This window comes from Prauserella muralis (genome assembly GCF_003202285.1).
GTDB lineage: Bacteria > Actinomycetota > Actinomycetes > Mycobacteriales > Pseudonocardiaceae > Prauserella_B > Prauserella_B muralis.
This window is the reverse complement of record NZ_MASW01000002.1, coordinates 645,165-667,785: the sequence shown is the minus strand read 5'-3', so window position 1 is coordinate 667,785 and position 22,621 is coordinate 645,165. Positions and strand designations below refer to the sequence as shown.

Here is a 22,621-nt window from a genome sequence, read left to right as displayed (position 1 = left end):
TCACCTCCTCTCTGCGATGCCGGGCAGCGGCGCGTCGGCTGACGCCGGGTCCGTGGCCTGCGTGGTGTGCAGGGGCACGACGATCTGTGCGTCGAGGCGGACGCCGATGGCGCGGGCGTAGGCGATGACGTGGTGCAGCAGCGGGATACGCCGCCCGGTTTCCCATGTGGACACGGTTTCGCGGGCGGTGCCGATGCGGGCGGCGACCTGGGTGGCGGTGAGCCCCTGGTGGTGGCGTAGCTCGACCAGCGCCGCGATGAAGGTACGGGCGTCGTCGGGGCTGGCGAGCGTGCCCTTACCGCGGCTCACGCGTGCACCTCCTCGGGCAGCGGCGGCAGCTGCACGTCGATGATCGGGCGTGGTGTCAGCTCGCCGTAGTCGTCGGTGAAGTGCCCGAACGTGCCGTCGTGGTTCCAGAACGCCGAGCACGTGTCGCAGGTGTAGCCGTCGGCGTCGGACTCGGTTTCGTTCCAGCAACGCGTGCAGAGCGGGGCTTGCCAGTCCAACTCGGGCGGTTCGGTGTGCCCGGCGGCTTCGCGGCGGCGTTTCGAGCAGTGGCACATGCACTGGCGGGGCCGCCACTCGCATTGGAGATCGTGCTCGCCGCGCTCCACTTCGGCCTGGTGCTCGGTCTCCAGCCGGGCGAAGTAGTCGTCGAGGATCATCGGGCATCACCGCCAGGCCGCTGGAGTTTGCCGCAGTAGCAGCGGCCGTCGCGGGACTCGGCCACGCCGCGGCGGCACAGCCAGTCCTGCCGTGTCTCCCGCAGACGGCAGGACCTGAGCACCCAGCCGACAAGGTTGGTCCAGCACATGCCGGGCAGCCGGTTCAACGCGTAGGCCAGCCTCCAGCGGGCCTTCGCGACGCAGCGCTTCACCGTGCACCGCCGAGGAGGCCGTTCTGCCAGGCGACGTTCACCGCCGCCGACCGATCACCCACGCCGAGCTTCGCGAGCAACCGCTGCACGTGGGTCTTCACCGTGTCGGTGGAGACGAACAGCCGCTCGGCGATCTCGCCGTTCGTGTGCCCGGCGGCGATGCCTTGCAGCACCTCGACCTCGCGCTCGGAAAGGCCGAGCCTGCGTCGTGCGCTGACGAGTGCCTCAGCAGTCGCCGGAACAAGCGCGTAAGACACGACCCCGCCGAGCTCGGTGGGCCGCAGCTCGATGCCCGCCATGCGACACCAGGTCTGTAGGCGGGGTAGGACGCGGTCGTCGACGGCCACGAACGTGGTCGTGCGCCCGGCTGGCGGTTCGGTGTTCACAGGCGCGGCCATCTGAGGTTCTCCAATGCAACTTCGCGGTGGTTGGCCTGCTCGTCGAGCGGGACGAGCCGGGTGGGTTCGGCGATCGGGATGAGGTCGGGGCAGGGGCCCGACCGCTGCTGCTCGCGGTCGGGCCCCTCGTCGCTGCCGGGTTCGAGTGCATGCGGGCGGATGCGGTCGAGCACCCACCACACGACCGCAGCGATGACACCGGCGGCGAGGAGGTAGGCGATCGTCGCGGCGACGCCGACGAGCTGGTCGAGCAGCGTGGGTTCGGGCATCACAGCCACCCCGCAACCAGCTCGGCCAGCTTGAGCACGATCACCGGGCCCAGCAGCGCGGCCAGCGGCAGGCCGACGATGACCCCGGCTGCGGCCCACGCTCGGGTGCAGCCGGGCCGGTTGTCGTCGTCGGGTGCGTCGGTCTCGGCGATGCGGACGTTCACGACCCACTGCCTTGTGGTGCCTGAGCCATGACGGCGTCGACGGCGCGCTCGGGCTCGTCGGAACGGATGCACCTGTCGAGTGCCTCGATCACCCGCGAGGCCTCGTCCTTGGTGAGGTCGTTGGCCGATGCGACCCGCTCCCCCACCACCCCGGACAGGAACAGCATCCGGTCCTCGCGGCCGTCGATCTTGAGGCCGTTGCACATGGCGTGCAGCTTCTTGAGCTGCACTGTGCTGGCCTTCGCCTCGCCACCGCGGGGTTTCGTGTCCGCAACCGGCGCGGCGTCGGGTTCCGGCATCGGCTCCGGCTCGGGTTCGGAGGGCGCGGCCTCAGCGGCCTCCGGTGCGGGCGCCTGCTCCGGCTCGGGCCGGGGTTCGGCAGGCTGCTCGGCCGGGGCGTCCTGCGGCACGCCGTTGAGCCGCCCGTGCGTGCTGGCCGCCACGTAGTCCGGTGACGGCGGTTGCTGGAGGTCGGCCATCACCTCCGAGGTGGTGACCCGCACCGGCGGGAACTCCTCGTCCTTGTCCAGCTCGCCCCGCTGGATCGAGGTGTAGGTGACCGACAGCTGCGCCATGTCGTGGCTGTTCCAGCGCGACGACGGCCGGTCGAGCCTGCGCTCCAGCTGGTCGACGGTGACCCCGATGGCCTCGAACCCGGCGATCGCATCCGCCACCCGCTGCGCCAGCGGCTTCCCGCCGCCCTCCTCCAGCGTGCGCGTGCAGATCTCCTGCGCCTCCTCGGTGAACCACATCGGCAGCACAGAGAAGATGCACTCGCGCACCCGGCGGGCACCGGCGTTAGCGTTGTTCTCGTAGATGTCGCGCATGTCGGTGAGCTTCACCGGCCCGTCGCGCTTGTCCCGCTTGTGCGGCACGATGAAGATCGTCGCGGTGCGGGCGTTGGTCTGGACGTCCCACGCCCAGGCCTGCATCTCGGACTGGCCGTGCTCGTCGTCACGGCGCAACTCACTGACGCCGTACTGGATGTTCCCCCAGCAGCGCGCCAGCTCCCGCGCCAGGTAGACGCTCGCGCCCTGCACGGTGCTACCGCCGCGGGAGAACCGGAAGAACGCCCGCTCGGCCAGCCGCTTCATCTTGCACGCCTCGCGCATGTCGGCGATGGCCTGCGAGGTGTTGCGGGGGTTCTGGCGGGCCACAAGGATGGCGGCCTGCACCTCGGCGATCGCACGGGACTGCTCGATCGCAGTTCCCTGCCCGAGCCGGTGCTCGGACGGCAGCCGCATCGGCTCAGCACCACTGCGGACGGTGTCCAATTCGGACGTCATTTGATGTGCTCCTTGAGGATGTCGAACTCGCCCGCCTCGCGGCGCTGTTCGAGGTCGCGCTCGGTGTAGGCGGGCAGCGGCAGATAGGCGATGTCGTCGGTGTAGCCGGGCCAGTGGCCGGTTTCGACGCAGCGGGCGTAGACGCGGCGGGCGTGCTGGTTGAGCACCTGTCCCCACTGCATCGAGGACACGGTCGGCTCGACCACCGTCACCACGTACGGGGGTTCCTTCTCCTGCACCACGAGCAAGCAGGCGACGTCGCGGGCCAGGCCGAGCGCGAGGATGCCCTCGCGGTACCAGTCGAGCTGCTGGTTGTAGCCGTGGTCGGCGATCGCGCGTTCGATCTTCGACGGGGCCGCCGACGCGGCGGTCTTGTAGTCGGTGAGGATCATCCGCCGGTCGGTCGGGTGCGGCAGGTGATCCAGCCGAGCCCGGCACGCCACGCCCGTGATCCGATCCGTCCAGAACAAGGACTGCTCCGTCCGACCGCGCTCGGGGCTCAGCAGCCGCGACGCGGTCGGGTGCTCGCGCAGCTTGGCGGCCATCTCCTCGACCACGGCCCACTCGTCTTCCTTGAGCACGGCCATGCCCTCGGCGCGCGCCTCGGCGATGAACTCCTTGGCGGCCTTGGTCGACGCGGCGCCGTTGCTGGCGAGCAGCTTGTCGTGGATCACGGCGACCCCGGGCCCGGCGCCGAGCACGAGCTTGTGCGCGGCGTGCCCGAGGTCGAACTCGCGCTTCGGCGGAGCCGGGTTGTCCCGCCGCCACTTGAACTTCGCCGGGCACGACGGCGGCAGCAGCAGCCGCGCCCCCGTGGACGACAGCGACTTACCCGGGACCGGGTCCGCGTGGTAGACGGCGTCCGGCAGGTCATAGACGCCGGGCTCGGTGATCTCGACGCGCTCGGCGGTGGCGGTCACGACGCACCGCCCGGCTTGGTCAGCGGCTCGTACGCGGGCACCTTCGGCGGCGCGGGCTGCCCCGCCATCCGCTCAGCCGACGCCCGCACCGACAGGCACACCGCCGGGCCAAAGTCCAACGTCACCCGGCAGCTGTCGCGGTCGTTGCTGATGACGTAGACGATGCCGGTAGCGTCCGCTGCGGCGACCAGGTCTTCCATCGCGCCGCGCCCGTCCTCGACCCGGCTCGGCACCATGCTGTTCAGATACGCCAACGCCAGTCGCACGGTCTCGGCGATCTCGGGCCGGTTCCGGATCAACGCCGCCAGCGCCTCCAACCCCTCCGCCTGCTGCAGGTGCAGCGGGGTCTCCGTGGTGGTCTCACTCATCGGTGGCGACCTCCCCGGCCTCGTCGGCGGCCTGCCGGGGAACGTCGAGCACGCCGGAGACCCGGTGCCCGTGCCCCGTCATCCGCTCCAGCAGCGACGCCATGCGCGGGCTGTACTCAATCTGCACCGGGCCCTCCGTCCAGTCCCGGGCGATCGCGTGCGGCAGGCACGGGCGGCACACGGCCTGGACGTCCTCGCCCCACACCCGGAAATCGACCTCGTACCCGACGAGGGAGCAGAACCCGCACGGCTTGTGATCCATCTGCGCGTCGAGCGCCCAGTCGACGAACCGATCGCGCAGGGCCTCGACGACATGGCGATCGGCGCGGAAGTCCTCGATCACGGGGATGATCTCGGTGTCCGCCTCGCGCAGCTCGCGTTCGCGGTTCTCGTCGCCGATGCGCTGGATCAGCTCCATCGCGGGCTGGCCGGTGCGGTGAGCACCACCGCCGCGGCTCTTGGGTACCTTCGTCATGGTCACCGGTAGCTCCTCTCTGGTTGGTGCCGGTGGCGATGGGCTCGTTCCGTGCGGCATCACGGGGCGAGCCCCCTTACTTCGCGGGGGTCGTGGCTGCGCGGCCGAGGAAGGCCTGCAGCTCGGTGTCGGGCACGACGTAGTGGCGCCCGGCGCGGATGTGGCCGAGCTGGCCGGAGTGGATGAGGTCTAGTGCGGCGTCGTACGGGATGCCGAGCTGCTTGGCGACTTCCCGGGGCCGCCACGCAGTGCGCGGCGGGTTCTTCCGCTCCCGCTCCAGCCGAGCGAGGCGGGCAGAGATGTCCTTGAGCAGGTCGGTGATCTCGGACATCAGGCCACCGCCGCGTTGATGCGCTTCGGCGCCTTTCGCTCCTGCTCGTTGTCCTGTCGGCGCGGGGGCGCCTTGGGGCCTTGCGGCTGCTGCGGGGGTTCGGCGGGCTTCTCGGCGGCTGTGTCGGCGAGAAGATCCGCGATCACCAGCCGCGCCCGTCCTGGCGGGTTGAGCGCGTCGAGCAGCCGATACGCGCGGTTCAGCTTGATCGGATCGCGGCCGGCGACTGCGTTCCGCAGGGTTCCGTAGGGGATGTCGGTTCGAACCGAGACGTCCTCGACCGACAGCCCCAGCTCCGCGATCCGGTGCTTCACCCGCTCACTGTTCAGCTTGGGCATGAGCCAAGTCTGCACGATTCTGCATGTCGGAGTCAAGCAGAAACATGCAGACTTACGCAGACTACTTGCTTGTCTGCACTACTCTGCATTAGTCTGCATGAACATGGCACACCGACCCTGCCGGACCAGGGCCAAACACTGGAGAAGGAGCTACCGAAGACATGGCACACAACAGGTGGTGTTCTGCATGTCTCTGCGGCATTCTGCACGGGTGGCTATCCGGAGGTTGCGAACAGCGGACTACTCGGACCAGGCGCGCGACCGACTCGCCAGCGCCGTCACCGACGCCCGCGAGGCCGACGGCTACCAATCGCGCCCAGCCTTCGCCCGCGCCGCGAACATCAGCCTCCGCGTCCTGGCGGCCGTCGAAAACGCCGAGCCCACCGTCGGAGAGAAGACGCTCCGAGCAATCGGCCGCACGCTGTCCAACTGGACACCCGACACACCCAGGACCGTCCTCGAAGGGGGCCCGATCCCCCCACTTCCTGACGCTCCCCCACCGCGCGAGCCCGAACGAACAGAAGACGAGGTCATCGCTGCCATCCGCAGGTCGGCCCCCAAGGCCATTCAGGACGACCTCATCAAGGAGTACCTGTTCCGCCGGGAGCAGTACCGGCGTGACCACCCTGATATCTCCGCTGCTGAGGGTTAACACGAATGGACGCTGAAATCCCAGTTCAGGCGAGGCAAACTGCGACAAATGCGCACGACCCTGATCGTCGGGGTGCTGGCCATCGTGGGGTTGCTGGGGGTCATCGCGTACCTCGTACACGACAGACGCAGACGGCGCCGCGAACTGGACGACCTGTGGTTCTACGTCCAAGAGATGAGCAGCAGTCCACCCCAACCACCACACCCACCGCGGCCCCGCAGCCGACGCCACCTCCGCAGCCTCCCCGCCATCGCACCGCTCGCAGCAGCAGCCGACTGGGTCGAGGAGAACAAGGCCGCATCCATCGCCATCCTCGCGACCACAGGCGCGGTCCTCGCGCTGCTCTGGATGCTGCCCAGCGGCACGCCCCCCGAGGAGCGGCCGACGATCGCGCTGCCACCGCCAGCACCCCCGAGCGCCACGGCGCAACCGCACCAGCCGACGCCGGAGCCAACCCGACCCAGCTCCCCGGCGACACCGGCGCGTCCTGCCCCGAGGCCGCAGTCGGAACCCGGCGCCGCGCTGCCGGTCGAGGTGACCGCCGCGCAGCAGCCGCCGGCGCCGACACCGGAACCGCGGCCAGGCACATCGCCCCCGCCGGACGCGCCGAGGGAACCACACCCGCCGCCTGCGCGCCCCGAGGAACCCGACCCGGACCCGGACGAGCCACCGAGCCAGCCGGAACCCGAGCAGGACAGCTGTCTGCTGCACGCCAACGTGCAACCGCTCATCGAGGTGTGCCTGCTGTAGCCGCTGGCGGTCGACGTGCCTAGACCCCGCACGCCGATCGGCACCTTCGGCGAGATCCGGGTGACCGAGCTGCCGAACGGCAAGTTCGAGGCGCGTGCTCGGTTCCGGCTGCGCAACGGCCGGATGCGGCGACTGCGCCGCAGCGGCAAGAGCGCGAAGGCCGCAGAGCGTGCGCTCAAGTCGGCGGCGGCCCGGCTCGCCGACGAGGTCGCCGGCCAGGCCATCAACGGCGACACCCGGTTCGGGCACGTCATGGACCTGTGGCTGGCCGACTTCGAGAAGAAGGTGACGCGCGGCGAGCGCGCCCCGAAATCGCTCGAGGACTACCGCGACAGCGCCGACAACCACCTTCGGCCGCGCATGGGCGAGCTGACGTGCCGCGAGGCGGACAACGCCGGGCTGTGCGACGAGGTGCTCAAAAACATCCGGGACAGGGTCGGCTACGCCGCGGCGAAGCGCAGTAAGACCGTGCTGTCCGGCATCTGCGGCTATGCGGTGCGGCATGGCGCGATGGACGCCAACCCTGCACGGTCTGTCGAGGCGCTCGAGCAGGGCGAGAAGAAGCCGATCCGCGCGCTCGAGCCCGAGCAGCGTCGCGACTTCCTCGACAAGCTACGGGCGTGGGTGGACCGCGAGAAGCCGAGCGGCACGGGCAGGCTCGGGCCGCGGGCGCGTGCCTGGGCGGACCTGCCCGACGTCGTCGAGGCGATGCTGGCCACCGGCGTGCGGATCGGCGAGGTGCTCGCGATCGTCGGCGACGACGTCGATCCGGCCGCGCGCACGGTCGTGGCCGACCATCACCTGATCCGCGAGAAGGGCGTCGGCATCCGGCGCGTGCCGCTGCGCAAGGGGCGCCGACAGGGCCTGACGCTGCGCGTGCCGAGCTGGTCGGTGCCGATGTGGCGGCGGCGCAAGCTGGAGTCGGGCGGCGGCCCGCTGTTCCGCACATGGAACGGGGAGTGGCCGGATCCGACCAACGTGGGCAAGCGGATCTCGACGGCGTGCGACGCGATCGGCTACGAGTGGGTGACCTCGCACATCTTCCGGCACACGGTGGCGACGCACCTCGGCGATCGCGGCGTGAGCGACGAGGACATCGGCAACCAGCTCGGCAACACGCGCGACGTGGTCGAGGGCCACTACCGGCGAAAGAAGGTGGACAACGAGACGATCGCGGACTCGCTCGAGTCGATGTTCGATGAGCCGTCCGAGGGGGACGACGACGGGGACGCCGAGGAGGTGGGGTGATCGGAACGGTGGTCCGTTTACGGTCCACAAACAACCCGAATAACCGGAACTAACGCGGTCAACTTTGGTACTGTGCAACGACATTCGCGACTAAGGAGAGTAACCAGAATGGGTTTCGCCGAATCTCTAGGTCGCAGGTTCGAGTCCTGCCGGGGGCACGTACAGCATCCGCACGAGCGACTGCCTCGTGAGCTGCGGGTTCGTGGGGTGGTGGCGTGGGGTGGGTGACGGTTGTTGCCCGCTGAGCGGCTGCGGTAGGTCGTCGGCGGCAGGGTGACTTGGTCGATGTTGTCGATCAGTTGCACCGTGAGGTTCCCGGTGCGAGCAGGCGTCGAAGGTGCGCCCTAGGCGCCTCGGCGAGATTGAGCGTCAGGTACGGCAGCACGTCGAGTAGGGCGATGTCGTCGGTGTGCGGTGCGCCGGGGCCGACCTCGTCGTCAGCATCGAGCTGGGCGATCGACGCGAGCGCTGCCTTCTTTTGTGTCTCCAGCTCGTCGTAGGTGCCGTTCGACACCCAGTCCGGTCGCCGTTCCCCGATCGGCCACCGCTTCTCCTGATCCGGGTACGAAGCAGCGTGGGCCCGGCTGTCGAACGCCGCGCTGACGTTCGCAGAGACCCGGCAGTCCTGAAGAAGGTCGCCGACGACTTCGCGCGGTCGAAGAAGTAAACACCCCTGAAGGAGAGCATATGAACGCCTATCGGCCCTCGTTCGCCGAGCACGAGTCCGGAAGGCGACGCGCAGCGATCCGCAGAAGGACTGCGTGATGGTGGCTCGCCGCGGCGACTGGGTCGAGATCCGTGACGACAAGAACGCCTTTGGCATGATGACGGCCATCGGCTCGTCTTCACGGCCGAGGAGTTCGACGGCTACCTTCACGGCTTCCGTGCCGGCCACACTGGTGGAGCATTTTTGGAGGTTGTGCGCGGGGCGGACGGCAGGTTCGCCTTCCGGCGACGCGGCGAGGCAGGCGTCGAGCTGGTGTTCACCGAGTCCGAGGTCGACGCCTTCCACGACGGCGTGGTCAAGTACGAGTTCGACGCTCAGGCCTACGCTGCCTGATCCAGCAGAACGGGGTCCCTTCGAGTCACGTCTTCGGTGAGCCGAAGGGACCCGCCCGCTTGGGCGTGCGGCGCAGGTAACATCTCGCCGAGCCGCCCCATCACACAGAGTCGTCGCCCTAGACTCGACGGTGACTGACGCTGGTCGAGGTGAGCGGGGAGGCATGGACGGACGAGGCTGGCACGTCGAAGTCAAGGCGCTCGAACAGGCGGCACGCGGGATCAGCGAGAGTGTTCGGGACCAGGACAGCTTCGAACTGCGCGAGCTGTGTGGCGACACGTCGTTGTACGGCCATGGCGGCTTGCACGCGGCGCTGATGAACTTCTGCACCCGGTGGAGTGAGGGGCTGGACTACCTCAACGACGACGCGCAGGACATCGCGGACAGCCTCGGCCGGGTAGCGCAGAAGTACCGGGAGACCGACCAGGCCGCCGCTCGAACACTCCCGGATCCCGCTGTCCAGGCGGTTGACGACTGATGGCCGAACTCGGCGAAACCGAGGACCCGGCCGCGCTGGTCGAGGGCAAGCCCGAGGCGATCGAGGAGAACGCACGCGTGCTGCGGGCCCGGGCCGACCGGGCGACCTGGGCTGGCGAAGGGCTCAAGAGCATTGATACCGGCGCATGGTCCGGTGAGGCGGCCAACGCCTTCCACGACGAGTACAGCTACGAGCCGATCAAGTGGATCAAAGCCGGTGACGCGCTCACCGCCGCCGCGGACGCACTCGACGGCTACGCCGCGACGCTGCGCTGGGCCCAGAGCCAAGCGGCCGAAGCGATCCGGCTCTGGAACGAAGGCAACGCGGCAACCCAGCAGGCCAAGCAGCAACACGAAGCCGCGGTCGCGCAGGCCACCGCCCAGAACCAGGCCAACGCCGCCGCCGGCAACCCGACCTGCCTCTCGCCCGGACCGTTCGTCGATCCCGGCGAAGCCACCCGGCAAACGGCCCGCGAGGTCCTCAACAGGGCACGACAGCAGCTCACCGAAGCAGGCGACCAGGCCGTGGCGATCCTCGACGCCGAAGCCGACACCGCGCCAGAGAACAAGTCCTGGGGTGAACACGCGCTCGACTTCGGTGCCGGCATGTGGAACAGCGTCAGCACCACCGCCTCCGCCGGAGCCGACCTCCTGCTGGCCGTCGCCGACCCCGGCAACCCCGACCACGCCCAGCTCACCGACATCGCCTCCGCTGCCTGGCACAACATCACCAACCCGGTCGACACCGCGAAGAACCTCGTCGCCTGGGACGAATGGGAAAAAGGCAACACCGGCCGCGCTCTCGGCGAGATCGGCGGCAACATCCTCGTCGGCGGCGCCGCTGGACGGATGCTAAAAGGTGGCAGGCCCGCCGACGGTGGCCACGCTGAGCCTGCGTCCCCGAACCGACGTCCGGAAACACCGGAAGAGAAGACGAAAGCGGTCCACGATGCCGTGCTGACTCCGGATGGCCGGGTTCCCGGCGTCGAGGACAGCAAGGGCGTCTACTTGATCCCGGAAGCGGATCTAAACCAGTTACGGCGGCAGTTGCACGACAGACTGGGCGAGCCAACCAAGACGATTGAAACCCCAAAAGGGCAGCTGGAGTACTGGCAAATATCCGACGACCCGAAATCGACTGTCACCTATCGCTCGTACAGTAACTCAGGCGGCGCTACAATCGACCTCAACGAAGTTCAGGGCTTGGATGCCAAACGCTTCCACATCAGCAAGGGTGAGGCTTAACAGTGTCTGGGAAAAACCGGGATGAAGATCTCGACTACTACACGAAGTATGCGACCGACGACTGGGTTCCTCTGCACAACGTCGCCGTCGCCGTCAACGGCCACCTCGGCAAAGGTGCGACATTCGATCAGATCGTCGAGGCTACGGTCGACTTTGTCGGTGAACTTGTTGATCGAGGGATCCGGCCCGGAGATTTGATCACCGACTACCCTGACTTCGTACCTTGGAGCGGAGAAAAGAGCACCCTACTCGACCGGCTGCGTAATGAAATGCGCACACACGGCGACTTTCCGTATCCTGGGGATGTGTGTTGGCTACACAAGCCGACTGCGCCATGAGCACTCGCGCGGTGCGCTAGCGAGGAGCATACTTTCCCAAGTCCGCTCAGTACAGCTTGCCACGGTTACGCCCGGGGCCTTTGCCAATTCTCCACCGACTCTTGCTGTGACCTCGGAAGGTTTCTCCTTGCAGGATCTTTGCCTGCGTCGAGTCCCCACAGAAATCCACGCGCGTCGCTGGCCCTTGCGTATGACACGTGGAGTGCGCCCAAGCGTCGCCAAGCCGGGTAATGCGCATCCCCGGTAAGTACGATTTCGCGCAGCTTACGCACGTCCCTGCAGTTGTCGACTTGATTATCCTGGGCTCGGGCTGGGTGGGCGGGAACGCGGTCTGACGCCGCCGGCTTATGTGCCGGTTCCGAAATGCCACGAGCGCGCCTGAGCTGCGCCCGCCACTTCCGGCTCCCTCGCGCAAGGTACGAGCTCGTCGATCATCTGATCGAGCAGCCGGAGCGGAGCGTGTCCGGTCTTGTCGGCAGGCCCGTAAGCGTGTTTCCAGAACGTCGAGCTCAGCCTTGACCGCAGCGAGCGACCGGCGTCTCCGCCGTACCGACGGTGGCTGTGACCGTACCCGGTCCATGGCCAAGGTATCGCGAGGACACCGACCGTCGTTTCACTTCGCGTGGTCCGGTTTCAGCGTTGAAGTTCAGCGACGGATTGCGGAAGGTTCAATCGTCTCGTGTGTCGTGATGCCCTGGTGGCGGACGTACCGGAGCGCTTCCTTGTCGTCGGAGATCCACCAGGAACCGACGTACTCGCTGCGTCTCGTGATCAGAAAGCAGGTCTGTGCCTCTCCGAGGTGTTTGAGCGGCTGCTCTTCGGCACCGCAGCCGCGATCGACGCCTATGTGGCGTGCGAGCGGCTCATCGGCAACGGCGGGCCCTACTCGCTGCTGCAGCGGCTGCATGATCGAGCGCGACCGCGGAATGCTCGCGTCGCGCACACCGTGCGTGACGCGAGCCTTCCGGGAAGTTGACGTCGACCGGCTGTGCGAGCTTCTCGCCGCCGACGTGCGCATGGTCGGCGACGGTGGCGGCAAGGCGCCGCAATGGGCCAGCCGGCACCGGCCGGACACCACTCCCCTCGCCCCGGCGGATCAGCGGTGGTGGAACCGCCGGTACTGGTGCTGGATGGTGTCGGCGTCGAGCGCCTTGTCGACGAACATCAGCGAGTCCATCCGGCAGTTGCACGGATTGCGTTCCGCGTTGTTCTGCGGGAAGCTGCCGCCGATCTTGATGCCCCGCGGGTTGGTCGGCGACGTGCCCGAGCCGTCGACCCGCCACGGGTCGCCGGGCACCGTGTAGAAGCCGGGCAGCTTCTTGCCGTTGCGGTACAGCGCCATCGTGCCGTTCGCGTAGTCGAACGTGGCCGCGAGATGCACCCACTGCCCCTGCGGCAGCAGCTCGCGCCAGTCCTGCTGGGCCGCGAACGTCTGCGACGAACCGCCGTCGATCCGGCGCCCCAGCGCCACCAGGCGCAGCTCACCGTTGACGTTGATGACCTCGAGCAGCGCACGCACGTTGTGCCCTTCGGAGTCACCACTGAGGACACCGGCGAGCCCGACCGCGTTGTAGAGGTCGTCCGGGTTGGCCGTCGTGGTGTTGGGGCTCGGGTTCGTGCCCGTCATCTTGAACCAGCCCATCACCGTGATGCCCCTGACGCCGTTGAACGCCTTCAGCGCCTCGTACCCGTCCGCGTCGCCGGCCCAGACCCCGGCCTTCCAGTCGTCGTTGCCGGGCCCCGCTGGGTTGACCTGCCGGGTCTGCAACGCGTTGTTGCTGTCGGGGAAGGCGCCGTCGGCGACCCGCATGTTCTCGCCGCCGTTGACCAGCTCCAGCAACGTCCGCGACGAGCCCTGGTCGAGCTCCCTGGCATCGCCCGCGGGCGAGAACGGGTGCTCGAAGTCGAAGTGCGCGACGAGGTTGCGCTCGACCTGCCTGGTGACCTCGGACGGGTTGCCCCACTTGGTGCCCACGACCTTCCAGACCTTGCCGTTGGCCTTGGCCAGCAGGTACAGCTCGCCCTCGGCGTCGATGCCGAACCGCAGGTCGACCCGGCCGTCGCCGACGAAGTCGGTCATCCGCATCCGCTTGCCGCTGGCGTCGAACAGCTGCATCTCGTGGATGGTCGCGGGCTGTTCGCCCTGCCGCATCTCGCGGACGTCGCTGTAGAACACGCGCCCGTCGACGAGATCACCGAAGACGTACTTGCCCCGCAGCACCGGGAGCTGGTCGCCCCGGTACACCTGGCCACCGGAGATCGCGTGCCCGCTGTCGGAGTTGCACGGCCAGCCCGCGGGCGTGTTGTGGTCGAACTGCGCCACCGGGTACACGTAGCCGTACTGCTCGTCGTCCTCCGGCAGCGGGTACAGCACGCACTGCTGGGCGGGGTCGAACCGGAAGGTGCCCTCCCGCGCGGCCCAGCCGAGGTTGTCACCCTTGCGCACCTCGTACACGGCCTCGATGGCGCGCTGGCCGATGTGGCCGAGATACATCGCGTTGCGGCCGCCACGGTCCCACGCGAACCGGTGCGGGTCCCGCATTCCGTAGGCGTAGATCTCCCCCAGCGCGCCTTCCTCGCCGACGAACGGGTTCGACGCGGGAATGCCGTACTGGCCGTTGGGCCCGTCGGTGCCGGCCGGGTCGATCCGCAGGATCTTGCCCGCCGGGTTGTCTAGCTCCTGCGTGAACGTGTCGTTGAGCCCCGTGCCGCCGTCACCGACCGCGAGGTAGAGCAGGCCGTAGTCCTCGTCGCCGGGCTCGGCGGTCGGGTTGAAGTCGATCTGCTGGATGGCGTGGATCTGGGTGGTGAAGCCGAACCGGAAGATCTCGCGCTGGGTTCCGGAGAACTCGTCGGCGGACGGGTCGTCGGCGGTCCACTCGGTCACCACGCTCTGCACGAACGCGTTGGGCTGGTTGGGATAGGTCGGCGGCTTGGTCGCGATCGCGTCGCGGTCCTCGGTGTGGACGGTGTAGAACTTGCCGTTGTCCGCGAACTCGGGGTGGAACGTGACGAAGCCGAAGCCGCTGCCGAGTCCGCGGCCGGAGAAGTAGTCGCCGAATCGCTCCTTGATGTCGAGATAGGTGTGCTGGGTGCCGTTCTCGATGAGGTACATCGGGCCGTTGAGGTCGGGGACGTACATGCGGCCGGAGCCGTCGGGGACCTCGCCGATGTAGTTGATGCGGTTGTGCCGCATCAGCCGGACGTCGGTCGGAGCCGGCGTCGGCTCCGACTCGGGAAGCTGTGCGTACTCCTCGAGGACGAGCCCGAGCCGCGAGGGCACCGGGTCCTCGGGAACCGGGTCGGTGATCGGTTCGTCCGGCGCGGTCTGCGCCCCGGCCATCGTCGGTGGTGCCAGCAGAGTGCCCGCGAGCATCGTGGCCGCGACCACGGGCACCCACCATCTGCGCTTACCCAACATGTGAACGTCATCCCTCCTTTGGGAATTGGTTCGGGCACTGCCGCCAACCGGGCAGCACCGCGCTAGAGGTGTGGTTGCACGAGCTCGACGTACCGGCGCGCCAGGGTGGCGAGCACATCGGCACCGGGCGCGGCCCACACGTCGGCGTTGAAGATCTCGACCTCCACGTCGCCGCTGTAGCCGGTGGCCGCGACGGCGCGGGTGAGTGAGGTGAAGTCGATGTGCCCGTCGCCCATCATCCCTCGGGAGAGCAGGCTGTCCGCAGGCAGCGGCGTGATCCACTCGCACACCTGGTAGGAGGTGATCCGCTCGCCCGCGCGCGCGATCTGGCCGAGCACCCCGGGCTCCCACCACACGTGAAAGGTGTCGACGACGACGCCGACGACGTCCGGCGGGTGCTGCTCGGCGATGTCGAGTGCCTGCGCCAGGGTCGAGATGACCCCGCGGTCGGCGGCGAAGATCGGGTGCATCGGCTCGATGCCGAGCCGCACGCCCCGTTCGCGGGCGGGTTCGACGAGCGCGGCGACGGCTTCGGCGACGCGCTCCCGCGCACCCCTGATGTCGCGGTCGCCCTCGGGCAGCCCGCCGGGCACGAGGACCAGCGTCGGGCAGCCGAGCGCCGCGGCCTCGTCGAGCGCGGCCACGTTGTCGGCGTGGGCCGCGCAGCGGGCGGCGGGCTCGGCCGCGGTGAAGAACCCGCCGCGACACAGCGACGACACGCGCAGCCCGGCGTCGCGGATCATCGCCACGGCCTCGGCCAGCCCGGCCTCGGCGAGCGGCTCCCGCCAGACGCCGATGGAGCCGAGCCCGGCCGCCACGCAGCCGTCGACAGCCTCGCGCAGCGACCACTTCGCCGTGGTGCGCTGGTTCAGCGACAACCGGGCCAGGCGTGGGTCGCCGGGCCCGGGGGTGCCTACCCTGGCGGGCAGCCCCGAGGGAACGTCGACGGCTGTCATCGCGCCGCCCCCGCCGTGTCGAGCAGCAGCCGCATGCGGTGCGCGGCGAACTCCGGATCCGGCAGCAGACGGGCGTCGTTGGCCAGCTCGAACACACGTGCCAGATGGGGCACGCTGCGCGCCGACTGCAGGCCGCCGACCATCGTGAAACCGCGCTGGTGCCCGCACAGCCACGCCATGAACGCGATCCCGGTCTTGTAGTAGAACGTGGGCGCGCCGAACACGTGCCTGGCGAGGGGCAGCGTGCTCGCCATCTCCTCGTCGTAGCGGGCGAGGTCGCCGTCGTCGAGTGCGGTCAGCGCCGCCGACGCCGCGGGCGCGATCGCGGAGAACGCGCCCAGCAGCGCATCCGAGTGGTGCTCGCCGTCACCCCGGATCAGCTCCGGGTAGTTGAAGTCGTCGCCGGTGTAGAGGCGGACGCCCTCGGGCAGCGCGGCGCGCAGCCCGCGCTCGTGCCCGGCGGACAGCAACGACACCTTGACCCCGTCGATCTTCGCGGCGTGGTCGCGGACGAGGCCGAGGAAGGTCTCCGTCGCGGTGGGCACGTCGGCGGATCCCCAGTACCCGGCAAGCTGCGGGTCGAACATCTCGCCGAGCCAGTGCAGGATCACCGGCTCGGCCACCTGCCGCAGGATCGCGTCGTAGACGTACCGGTAGTCCTCGGCGGAGCGGGCGATCCGGGCCAGCTGCCGCGAGGCCATCACGATCACCTGCGAGCCGCACGACTCGACGTAGCCGACCTGCTCGGTGTAGGCCGCGAGCACGTCGTCGAGCGTCGCGGCGTCGTCGCGGTGGTCGGTGCCCGCGCCGGAGGCGATGCGGGCGCCACACGTCCTGGCCTGCTCGGCGCTGCGCCGCACCAGCTCCCGCACGGCCGCCCAGTCGAGGCCCATGTTGCGCTGCGCGGTGTCCATCGCCTCGGCGACCCCGAGCCCGTAGCGGAACAGCTCCGCGCGGAAGGCCAGTGTGGACTCCCAGTCGAGCGCGGCCGGCGCGCCGGGGGTGTTGTCCCCGAGCGGATCGGCCACCACGTGCGCCGCGGCAAACGCCACCCGCTCCGCGTAGGGCTGGGGGTGCTCCTTCCACTGCCGCGGCTCACGCAGCGCCACCTCGGCCCAGCCGCCGTCGGCGCGGGGCAGCGCGATCGTCGTGCCGCCCGTCACGAGGCACCGTCCTCGTCGGCGGGAAGCTCGACCCGGCGGCCCTCGGCCGACGACACCAGCCCGGCGTCGACGAGGCGCAGCCCGCGCACGCCCGCGGCGAAGTCGTAGGGATGCGGCCTGCCGTGGTGCACGTCCAGCAGGAACCGTTCCCACTGCGCCCGGAACCCGTTGGAGAACACGTCGTTGTCGGGGACCTCGTCCCACTGGGCGCGGAAGTCCTGGCTGGTCGGCAGGTCGGGGTCCCACACCGGCTTCGGGGTCCGCACCCTCGGCTGTACGCGGCAGCCGAACAGCCCGGCCACCGCCGAGCCGTGCGTGCCGTCCACCTGGAACTCCACCAGCTCCTTGCGTTCGACGCGGACCGCCCACGAGGAGTTGATCTGGGCGATGACGCCGTCGTCGAGCTCGAAGATCGCATACGCCGCGTCGTCGGCGGTGGCGTCGTAGCGCTCGCCGTTCTCGTCCCAGCGCTCAGGGATGTGCGTGACGGCCCTGGCCATCACCGAGTGCACGCGCCCGAACAGGTTCTCCAGCACGTAGTTCCAGTGGCAGAACATGTCCAGCACCATGCCGCCGCCGTCCTCGGCGCGGTAGTTCCAGCTCGGCCGCTGCGCAGGGAGCAGGTCTCCCTCGAACACCCAGTAGCCGAACTCGCCCCGCACGGACAGGATGCGGCCGAAGAAGCCCGCGTCGACGAGCCGCTTGAGCTTGCGCAGCCCGGGCAGGTAGAGCTTGTCGTGCACGACGCCGTTGACGATGCCGTGCGCCTTGGCGGCCTCGACCAGTTCGAGGCCCTCCTCCACCGACGTGCCCACCGGCTTCTCGGTGTAGACGTGCTTGCCCGCCACGACGGCCTTGAGGATCGCCTTCTTGCGCTCGCTGGTGACCTGCGCGTCGAAGTAGATCGGGGCGGAGTCCTCCGCGAGGAGGGTGTCCAGATCGGTGCTCCACTCGGCGATGTCGTGCTGCCGCGCGAGCGCGGCCAGCTTGTCGGCGTTGCGGCCCACCAGAACCGGCTCCACCTGAATCCGGTCACCGTCGGGCAGGGCGATGCCGCCGTCGTCGCGGATCGCGAGCACGGAGCGCAGCAAGTGCTGCCGGTAGCCCATGCGGCCGGTGACGCCGTTCATGAGAATCCGGTACGGATGTGTCGTCATGCGTTTTCAGCTCCCCGCTGTCGAAGTACCGCTGCCGAGATAGAGCTCACCGAGCTTCGGGTCGGCGAGCAGGTCCGGGGCCGGACCCGAGATGTGCACGCGGCCGAGGTCGAGCACGCAACCCAGGTCGGCGGTCTCCAGCGCGCGGCGCGCGTTCTGCTCCACCAGCAGCACCGCCGTTCCGGCGTCGCGCATGCGCACGACCTGCTCGAACACGGTGGCGGTCGCTTTCGGGTCGAGGCCCATCGACGGCTCGTCCAGCAGCACCACCCGGGGGCTGACCATCAGCGACCGGGCGAACTCGACCTGCTTCTGCTGCCCGCCGGACAGTGCGCCGGCGAGTGCGCCCCAGCGCTCGGCGACCACCGGGAACAGCGTCTTCACGAAGTCCACGCGCTCGGCGATCTCCGCCCTGTCCCTGATGGTGTACGCGCCGAGCAGCACGTTCTCGGACACGGTCATCTCCTTGAACACGCTGTGCCCCTGCAGCACGTGCGACAGGCCGGCACGCAGCATCTGCTGCGGCCCGAGCCGCGTGACGTCCCTGCCGCACACGGTGATCCGGCCGGAGCGTGGCGTCAGCATGCCGCTGGCGACCTTGAGCACAGTGGACTTTCCGGCGCCGTTCGGCCCGACGAGACACACCACGCTCGCCGGGGGCACGCGGACCGTCAGCCCCCGCAACACCAGGGCGGCACGGCCGTAACCGGCCTCGATGTCGGTGAGCTCCAGGAGGTATTCGCCCTCAGCTGCCAAGGTAGGCCTCCAGCACTCGCGGGTCGGCCCGCACCTCGTCCGGGCTGCCCTCGGCGATCGGTGCGCCACGGTCGAACACGACCACGTGGTCGGACAGGCTCATCACCAGGTCCATGTTGTGCTCGACGATGAGGAACGTCTTGCCCTCGGCGTTGAGGGCGCGCACCAGGTTCGCGATCCGGTCCAGCAGCGCGGGGTTCACCCCGCCCGCCGGCTCGTCGAGCATGATCGTCTCGGGGTCGGTCATGAGCACCCCGGCCAGTTCGAGCAGCTTCTGCTGGCCGTAGGACAGATCGCGCGCCTCGGCGTGTTCCAGGTGGTCGATACCGACGCGCATCAGCAGTTCCCTGGCGCGTTCGATGTCGCCGCGCTGGCGCGCCGACCGCAGCCAGCCCGGCAGCGTCGGCGACCGGACCGAGGCCAGCAGGTTCTCCAGTACGGTCATCCGCGGGAACACCCGGCACAGCTGGAAGCTGCGCCCGATGCCCGCGCGGGCGATGCGGTGCGGTGGCCTTCCCGTGATGTCCTCGCCGCGGTAGCTCACGCTGCCCGCGTCCGGCTTGATCATGCCGGTGACGCAGTTGAAGAAGGTCGTCTTGCCGGAGCCGTTGGGCCCGATCAGCGCGTTCACCTTGCCGTGGTGGAAGGCGACCGTCGCGTTGTCGACGGCGTGGACGCCGCCGAAGGACTTCGCCAGGCCGGTGGTCTCCAGCCCCCGGGTGATGGTGGTGGTCATCCGCGCACCTCCTGCTGTTCCCGCTGCACGGTCAGCTCCTCCGCGGTCAGCTCCCTGATGGAGGCGGCCTTCGGGCGGAAACGGTTCACGAGGTTGCCCAGCGCCGGGATGATCCCGTCGGGCATGAACAGCACGACCAGCGCCAGCAGCGCGCCCATCGCGATCAGATGCGCCTGGGTGTCGCCGTACTGCGCCTTGAAGAACTCCATGGCGTAGCCGACGATCACCGCGCCGAGCAGTGGTCCGAACAGGCTCCGGATGCCGCCGAGCAGGCTCATCAGCACCATGTAGGAGCCGACGAGGATCGAGAACTGGAAGATCGGATCGAGGTAGCCGAACCACAGCGCGTACATCCCGCCGCCGATGGCGGTGAAGAACGCCGACACGACGAACACCACGAGCTTGTAGGCGAACGTCGGCACGCCGAGCGACTGGGCCTTGTCCTCGTCCTCCCTGATCGCCTTGAGCCCCATGCCGAAGCGCGAGCGGTCGATCGCCCACCAGCACAGCAGCAGCACCGCCAGCAGTGCGGCATGCAGGTAGAAGAACCGCTCGTGCTGCTCGGGCCGCAGCACGTCGTCGCCGAACGGGCGCGGCACGCGCAGGCCGTTGGAGCCTCCCGTGAACGAGCCCCAGCTCTGGAACACCAGCAGCAGGATGAGGACCAGCGCGATCGAGACGATCACGAACGACGCTCCGCGCACCCGCAGGCTCGCGATCCCGATCGGCACGGCGAGCGCGGCGACGATGAGCCCCCCGAGCGCCAGCGCGAGCCAGGGGTTGACGTCGGCGCGCAGGATCAGCAGCGCCGTGGCGTAGCCGCCGAGGCCGGAGTAGGCCGCGTGCCCGAGCGAGATGTAGCCGGTGAAGCCGCCCACGAAGTTCCACGACGTGGCGAGCACCGCGTAGCTCGCGATCACCACGCCGACCGACAGGATGAACGAGTCGGGGGCCAGGCTCGGGAACGCGGCCACCAGCGCGACGAGCGCGACCAGGCCCACCACCCGCGCCGTGCGCACGGCCGTGCGCCCGCGGCCGGGACGGGGGTCAGAAACGCTGTGCAAGGCGACCTCCGAAGAATCCCTGTGGGCGCAGCATCAACGTCGCGAACAGCGCGACGTAGAACAGCGTCTGCGCCCAGGTGGTGCCCAGCGGGATCTGCAGCAGGCTCTGCGACAGCCCGAGCGCCATGGCCGCGATCGCCGCACCGGGGATGCTGCCGAGACCGCCGACCACGATGATCGCCATGAGCGGCCCGATCCAGTGCCAGTGCAGTGACGGGTAGATCGTCGAGTCCAGTGACAGGGCCGTCCCGCCGATGGCGGCGGTCGCCAGGCCCAGCCCGAAGCCGTACCCGGCCACGCGGTCGGTGTTGATGCCCACCAGCCGCGCGGCGTCCGGGTGCTGGATGGTGGCGCGCAGCGCCTGGCCGAACCGGGTCGTCTTCAGCAGCACGTACAGCGCGGCCAGCGAGGCGGCCGCGAGCCCGAACGCGATCAGCTTCACCACGGCGATGCTGGCGCCGAAGAACTCGAAGTGCGTGCCCGAGTAGGGCAGCTGGATGCGCCGGTGGGTGCCGGTGAAGACGAACCCGAGCAGGCCCTCGATGAGCAACGCGATGGAGAACGTCAGCAGGACGCTCATCATCGTCAGCGTGGCCGGCCGCAGCCGCGCGATCAGCAGGCGTTGCATGACCACGCCGGCGACGAAGAACAACGGCACCGTGATCACCAGCGACAGCAGCGGGTCGAGGCCCGTCTGCCGCTCGAAGAACCACGCGATGTACGCGGCGAGGATGAGCAACGCCGAGTGGGCGATCATCACGACGCGCATCACTCCGAAGTAGAGCGTCAGGCCCGCCGCCAGCAGGGCGTAGAGCCCGCCGAGCAGGACGCCGAGCACAAGGCTCTGCAGGGTCAGAGACGCTGTCACGAATCCTCACCACTTCGGCTTCGGGTAGATGAAGTCGGCTTCCTTGGAGTCCTCGGGAAGCACGATGCGGATCTTGCCGTCGACGTACTGCTGGATCAGGTGCGCGCTCTGCGGCCTGCCCGCCTCGTCCCAGCTCAGCGGCCCGACCACCGTGTCGACCTCGTTGTTGCGCAACCAGTCGACGAGCTTGCCCTGGCACTCCGGTTCCGGGTCGGCGCAGCCGACGGCCTCCACGGCCGCGGCGACGACCTGCCCGGTGGTCCACGCGTTGGCCTCGTCCTCACCCGGCGGGTTGCCGTTGAGCTTGGTGTAGAAGTCGACGAACTCGCGGTTGGTGGGGAAGGCCGCTTCCGGCGTGTAACCCGTGGGCGAGAGGATGCCCTCGGTCTGCTTGCCGATCGCCTCCGGGAACTCCGGATTGGTCGGCGCGGTCGAGAACGCGGCCAGCTTCGGCTGGTAGTTGAGCTGGCGCAGCGCGACGATCAGGTTCACCGCGTCCTGGTACTGGGTCCCGCCGACGACGATGTCCGCGCGTGAGTCCGCGATCTTGGCCGCGATGGAGCCGAAGTCGGTCGTGTTGGGCGGGTAGACCTCGTCGACGACCGTGCGGATGCCGGCCTCCTCCAGCTTGTCCTTGAGGCCGTACGCGGTGCCCTGCGCGAACGGATCGTCCATCGCGGCGTAGGCGGCCGTCTTCGGCCGCTGGTTCGCCGGCATCGAGATGATCTTCTCCGCGAGATGGTTGTAGTGGTCGTCGGCCACCGCGGGTGCGGCATAGAAGAGGTTCTCGAAGCCCTGGGTGAAGACCTCCTCGGCCGCGCCGGCCGGTTCCACGAACAGGAAGCCGTAGTCCTCGGCGACCTGCGCGGCCGGCACCACCAGCCGGGTGGAGAACGGGCCGAACACGAGGTCGACACCGTCCTGATTGATCAGTTTCTCGTAGTCCGCCGCCACACGGTCGGCGTTCGACTGGTCGTCCAGGATGGTCAGCTCGACCTGCCTGCCGAGCAGCCCGCCGTTCGAGTTCACGTACTCCGCCCAGGCGTCGTACCCGCGGCGCACTCCCTTGCCCGGCTCGGAGAAGTCGCCGGTCAGCGGCAGCGAGATGCCGATCCGGATGGGGTCCTGACCGTCCCCGCCTCCCCCTCCTTCGGAACTGGTGCCGAGGCAGCCGGTCAGGACAAGGGCCGCAGTGGTCACGAGCGCTCCGGCCCGGAGCTTCTGCGCATTCTTCATGATTCACCCGCCGTTGGGTTCCCGGTGTAAGCGCTTTCGGAAGCGCTTTCAGCAGAGCATAGAGAGCG

Annotated in this window: 30 protein-coding genes; 7 read left to right on the top strand and 23 right to left on the bottom strand. The window is 69.1% G+C overall.

Annotated elements, in window-relative coordinates; genetic code table 11:
- From BAY60_RS37120 to BAY60_RS14205, 12 genes are all read right to left on the bottom strand, one after another.
- A complete protein-coding gene (locus tag BAY60_RS37120) occupies positions 1–309 on the bottom strand; it encodes a helix-turn-helix transcriptional regulator (RefSeq protein WP_170160406.1) in 309 nt (102 codons plus the stop codon).
- Complete coding sequence (locus BAY60_RS37115) at positions 306–665, bottom strand: hypothetical protein (RefSeq protein WP_170160405.1); 360 nt, start codon at positions 663–665, stop codon at positions 306–308. Before BAY60_RS37115 ends, BAY60_RS37120 begins: the two co-directional genes overlap by 4 nt.
- A complete protein-coding gene (locus BAY60_RS14245) occupies positions 662–877 on the bottom strand; it encodes a hypothetical protein (RefSeq protein ID WP_112281411.1) in 216 nt (71 codons plus the stop codon). The genes BAY60_RS37115 and BAY60_RS14245 overlap by 4 nt, the downstream gene beginning before the upstream one ends.
- A complete protein-coding gene (locus tag BAY60_RS38310; protein WP_112281410.1) occupies positions 874–1,275 on the bottom strand; it encodes a response regulator transcription factor in 402 nt (133 codons plus the stop codon). Before BAY60_RS38310 ends, BAY60_RS14245 begins: the two co-directional genes overlap by 4 nt.
- Positions 1,260–1,544 (bottom strand): hypothetical protein, encoded by a 285-nt coding sequence (locus BAY60_RS14235; RefSeq protein ID WP_112281409.1) that lies wholly within the window; start codon positions 1,542–1,544, stop codon positions 1,260–1,262. Before BAY60_RS14235 ends, BAY60_RS38310 begins: the two co-directional genes overlap by 16 nt.
- Positions 1,544–1,708 carry a hypothetical protein gene (locus tag BAY60_RS37110; RefSeq protein WP_170160404.1) on the bottom strand — a complete coding sequence of 55 codons (165 nt, stop codon included), beginning with the start codon at positions 1,706–1,708 and terminating at the stop codon, positions 1,544–1,546. Before BAY60_RS37110 ends, BAY60_RS14235 begins: the two co-directional genes overlap by 1 nt.
- The gene (locus tag BAY60_RS37555; RefSeq protein ID WP_211330323.1) at positions 1,705–2,994 is read right to left on the bottom strand and encodes a hypothetical protein; all 1,290 of its coding nucleotides are present in this window, start codon (positions 2,992–2,994) and stop codon (positions 1,705–1,707) included. The genes BAY60_RS37110 and BAY60_RS37555 overlap by 4 nt, the downstream gene beginning before the upstream one ends.
- On the bottom strand, positions 2,991–3,914 hold the full coding sequence (locus BAY60_RS14225) for a PD-(D/E)XK nuclease-like domain-containing protein (protein ID WP_112281408.1): 924 nt from the start codon (positions 3,912–3,914) through the stop codon (positions 2,991–2,993). Before BAY60_RS14225 ends, BAY60_RS37555 begins: the two co-directional genes overlap by 4 nt.
- Positions 3,911–4,282: a hypothetical protein gene (locus tag BAY60_RS14220; protein ID WP_112281407.1), complete on the bottom strand. Its 372-nt coding sequence runs from the start codon at positions 4,280–4,282 to the stop codon at positions 3,911–3,913. The genes BAY60_RS14225 and BAY60_RS14220 overlap by 4 nt, the downstream gene beginning before the upstream one ends.
- Entirely contained in the window at positions 4,275–4,763 is a 489-nt protein-coding gene (locus tag BAY60_RS14215) for a hypothetical protein (RefSeq protein ID WP_112281406.1), read from the bottom strand. Before BAY60_RS14215 ends, BAY60_RS14220 begins: the two co-directional genes overlap by 8 nt.
- A gap of 70 nt (positions 4,764–4,833) precedes the next feature.
- On the bottom strand, positions 4,834–5,088 hold the full coding sequence (locus BAY60_RS14210) for an excisionase family DNA-binding protein (RefSeq protein WP_112281405.1): 255 nt from the start codon (positions 5,086–5,088) through the stop codon (positions 4,834–4,836).
- Positions 5,088–5,426 carry a helix-turn-helix domain-containing protein gene (locus tag BAY60_RS14205; RefSeq protein ID WP_112281404.1) on the bottom strand — a complete coding sequence of 113 codons (339 nt, stop codon included), beginning with the start codon at positions 5,424–5,426 and terminating at the stop codon, positions 5,088–5,090. The genes BAY60_RS14210 and BAY60_RS14205 overlap by 1 nt, the downstream gene beginning before the upstream one ends.
- Before the next feature lie 187 nt (positions 5,427–5,613).
- On the opposite strand from BAY60_RS14205, the gene BAY60_RS14200 reads away from it, so the two are divergent.
- The 3 genes from BAY60_RS14200 to BAY60_RS14190 are packed head-to-tail and all read left to right on the top strand — an operon-like array spanning position 5,614 to position 8,076.
- Positions 5,614–6,078 (top strand): hypothetical protein, encoded by a 465-nt coding sequence (locus BAY60_RS14200; protein WP_146771010.1) that lies wholly within the window; start codon positions 5,614–5,616, stop codon positions 6,076–6,078.
- A 48-nt stretch (positions 6,079–6,126) separates the two neighbouring features.
- Positions 6,127–6,828, top strand: a complete 702-nt coding sequence (locus BAY60_RS14195; protein ID WP_112281402.1) for a hypothetical protein — start codon at positions 6,127–6,129, stop codon at positions 6,826–6,828.
- Positions 6,829–6,843: 15 nt separating this feature from the next.
- The gene (locus tag BAY60_RS14190; RefSeq protein ID WP_112281401.1) at positions 6,844–8,076 is read left to right on the top strand and encodes a tyrosine-type recombinase/integrase; all 1,233 of its coding nucleotides are present in this window, start codon (positions 6,844–6,846) and stop codon (positions 8,074–8,076) included.
- A 295-nt stretch (positions 8,077–8,371) separates the two neighbouring features.
- On the opposite strand, the gene BAY60_RS36755 is transcribed toward BAY60_RS14190, so the two are convergent.
- Positions 8,372–8,971 (bottom strand): hypothetical protein, encoded by a 600-nt coding sequence (locus BAY60_RS36755; protein WP_146771009.1) that lies wholly within the window; start codon positions 8,969–8,971, stop codon positions 8,372–8,374.
- A 15-nt stretch (positions 8,972–8,986) separates the two neighbouring features.
- Here BAY60_RS36755 and BAY60_RS37105 point away from each other — a divergent pair, with 15 nt between their 5' ends.
- From BAY60_RS37105 to BAY60_RS36750, 4 genes are all read left to right on the top strand, one after another.
- The gene (locus BAY60_RS37105; protein WP_170160403.1) at positions 8,987–9,136 is read left to right on the top strand and encodes a hypothetical protein; all 150 of its coding nucleotides are present in this window, start codon (positions 8,987–8,989) and stop codon (positions 9,134–9,136) included.
- Positions 9,137–9,299: 163 nt separating this feature from the next.
- On the top strand, positions 9,300–9,614 hold the full coding sequence (locus BAY60_RS14180) for a WXG100 family type VII secretion target (protein WP_112281399.1): 315 nt from the start codon (positions 9,300–9,302) through the stop codon (positions 9,612–9,614).
- The gene (locus tag BAY60_RS14175) at positions 9,614–10,858 is read left to right on the top strand and encodes a putative T7SS-secreted protein (protein WP_112281398.1); all 1,245 of its coding nucleotides are present in this window, start codon (positions 9,614–9,616) and stop codon (positions 10,856–10,858) included. The genes BAY60_RS14180 and BAY60_RS14175 overlap by 1 nt, the downstream gene beginning before the upstream one ends.
- A 2-nt stretch (positions 10,859–10,860) precedes the next feature.
- Positions 10,861–11,196: a hypothetical protein gene (locus BAY60_RS36750; RefSeq protein WP_146771008.1), complete on the top strand. Its 336-nt coding sequence runs from the start codon at positions 10,861–10,863 to the stop codon at positions 11,194–11,196.
- Positions 11,197–11,842: 646 nt separating this feature from the next.
- Here the strand turns inward: BAY60_RS36750 and BAY60_RS14170 are convergent.
- The 10 genes from BAY60_RS14170 to BAY60_RS14120 form a co-directional block, all read right to left on the bottom strand.
- Positions 11,843–12,139, bottom strand: a complete 297-nt coding sequence (locus BAY60_RS14170; RefSeq protein WP_112281397.1) for a hypothetical protein — start codon at positions 12,137–12,139, stop codon at positions 11,843–11,845.
- Between the two features lie 153 nt (positions 12,140–12,292).
- On the bottom strand, positions 12,293–14,617 hold the full coding sequence (locus tag BAY60_RS14160; RefSeq protein WP_245992497.1) for a PQQ-dependent sugar dehydrogenase: 2,325 nt from the start codon (positions 14,615–14,617) through the stop codon (positions 12,293–12,295).
- A 62-nt stretch (positions 14,618–14,679) separates the two neighbouring features.
- On the bottom strand, positions 14,680–15,573 hold the full coding sequence (locus tag BAY60_RS14155) for a sugar phosphate isomerase/epimerase family protein (RefSeq protein ID WP_112281396.1): 894 nt from the start codon (positions 15,571–15,573) through the stop codon (positions 14,680–14,682).
- Positions 15,570–16,736, bottom strand: coding sequence for a dihydrodipicolinate synthase family protein (locus BAY60_RS14150; RefSeq protein ID WP_112281395.1), 1,167 nt, complete (start codon positions 16,734–16,736; stop codon positions 15,570–15,572). The genes BAY60_RS14155 and BAY60_RS14150 overlap by 4 nt, the downstream gene beginning before the upstream one ends.
- Positions 16,733–17,893 (bottom strand): Gfo/Idh/MocA family protein, encoded by a 1,161-nt coding sequence (locus BAY60_RS14145; RefSeq protein WP_245992495.1) that lies wholly within the window; start codon positions 17,891–17,893, stop codon positions 16,733–16,735. Before BAY60_RS14145 ends, BAY60_RS14150 begins: the two co-directional genes overlap by 4 nt.
- Positions 17,894–17,899: 6 nt before the next feature.
- On the bottom strand, positions 17,900–18,649 hold the full coding sequence (locus BAY60_RS14140; protein ID WP_112281393.1) for an ABC transporter ATP-binding protein: 750 nt from the start codon (positions 18,647–18,649) through the stop codon (positions 17,900–17,902).
- The gene (locus BAY60_RS14135) at positions 18,639–19,385 is read right to left on the bottom strand and encodes an ABC transporter ATP-binding protein (RefSeq protein ID WP_112281392.1); all 747 of its coding nucleotides are present in this window, start codon (positions 19,383–19,385) and stop codon (positions 18,639–18,641) included. The genes BAY60_RS14140 and BAY60_RS14135 overlap by 11 nt, the downstream gene beginning before the upstream one ends.
- On the bottom strand, positions 19,382–20,449 hold the full coding sequence (locus BAY60_RS14130) for a branched-chain amino acid ABC transporter permease (RefSeq protein ID WP_245992493.1): 1,068 nt from the start codon (positions 20,447–20,449) through the stop codon (positions 19,382–19,384). Before BAY60_RS14130 ends, BAY60_RS14135 begins: the two co-directional genes overlap by 4 nt.
- Positions 20,433–21,317 carry a branched-chain amino acid ABC transporter permease gene (locus tag BAY60_RS14125; protein WP_112281391.1) on the bottom strand — a complete coding sequence of 295 codons (885 nt, stop codon included), beginning with the start codon at positions 21,315–21,317 and terminating at the stop codon, positions 20,433–20,435. The genes BAY60_RS14130 and BAY60_RS14125 overlap by 17 nt, the downstream gene beginning before the upstream one ends.
- A gap of 6 nt (positions 21,318–21,323) precedes the next feature.
- A complete protein-coding gene (locus tag BAY60_RS14120) occupies positions 21,324–22,517 on the bottom strand; it encodes an amino acid ABC transporter substrate-binding protein (RefSeq protein WP_112282380.1) in 1,194 nt (397 codons plus the stop codon).
- Positions 22,518–22,621 lie beyond the last annotated feature (104 nt).

What these genes read in the sequence shown, in the direction of transcription:
- BAY60_RS14195 (WP_112281402.1), top strand. Translation starts at nt 6,127, where the DNA reads ATGCGCACGACCCTGATCGTCGGGGTGCTGGCCATCGTGGGGTTGCTG.
- BAY60_RS14135 (WP_112281392.1), bottom strand. Translation starts at nt 19,385, where the DNA reads ATGACCACCACCATCACCCGGGGGCTGGAGACCACCGGCCTGGCGAAG.
- BAY60_RS38310 (WP_112281410.1), bottom strand. Translation starts at nt 1,275, where the DNA reads ATGGCCGCGCCTGTGAACACCGAACCGCCAGCCGGGCGCACGACCACG.
- BAY60_RS14235 (WP_112281409.1), bottom strand. Translation starts at nt 1,544, where the DNA reads ATGCCCGAACCCACGCTGCTCGACCAGCTCGTCGGCGTCGCCGCGACG.
- BAY60_RS14220 (WP_112281407.1), bottom strand. Translation starts at nt 4,282, where the DNA reads ATGAGTGAGACCACCACGGAGACCCCGCTGCACCTGCAGCAGGCGGAG.
- BAY60_RS14155 (WP_112281396.1), bottom strand. Translation starts at nt 15,573, where the DNA reads ATGACAGCCGTCGACGTTCCCTCGGGGCTGCCCGCCAGGGTAGGCACC.
- BAY60_RS37115 (WP_170160405.1), bottom strand. Translation starts at nt 665, where the DNA reads ATGATCCTCGACGACTACTTCGCCCGGCTGGAGACCGAGCACCAGGCC.
- BAY60_RS14205 (WP_112281404.1), bottom strand. Translation starts at nt 5,426, where the DNA reads ATGCCCAAGCTGAACAGTGAGCGGGTGAAGCACCGGATCGCGGAGCTG.
- BAY60_RS37555 (WP_211330323.1), bottom strand. Translation starts at nt 2,994, where the DNA reads ATGACGTCCGAATTGGACACCGTCCGCAGTGGTGCTGAGCCGATGCGG.
- BAY60_RS14175 (WP_112281398.1), top strand. Translation starts at nt 9,614, where the DNA reads ATGGCCGAACTCGGCGAAACCGAGGACCCGGCCGCGCTGGTCGAGGGC.
- BAY60_RS14180 (WP_112281399.1), top strand. Translation starts at nt 9,300, where the DNA reads ATGGACGGACGAGGCTGGCACGTCGAAGTCAAGGCGCTCGAACAGGCG.
- BAY60_RS14210 (WP_112281405.1), bottom strand. Translation starts at nt 5,088, where the DNA reads ATGTCCGAGATCACCGACCTGCTCAAGGACATCTCTGCCCGCCTCGCT.
- BAY60_RS14145 (WP_245992495.1), bottom strand. Translation starts at nt 17,893, where the DNA reads ATGACGACACATCCGTACCGGATTCTCATGAACGGCGTCACCGGCCGC.
- BAY60_RS14160 (WP_245992497.1), bottom strand. Translation starts at nt 14,617, where the DNA reads ATGTTGGGTAAGCGCAGATGGTGGGTGCCCGTGGTCGCGGCCACGATG.
- BAY60_RS14200 (WP_146771010.1), top strand. Translation starts at nt 5,614, where the DNA reads ATGTCTCTGCGGCATTCTGCACGGGTGGCTATCCGGAGGTTGCGAACA.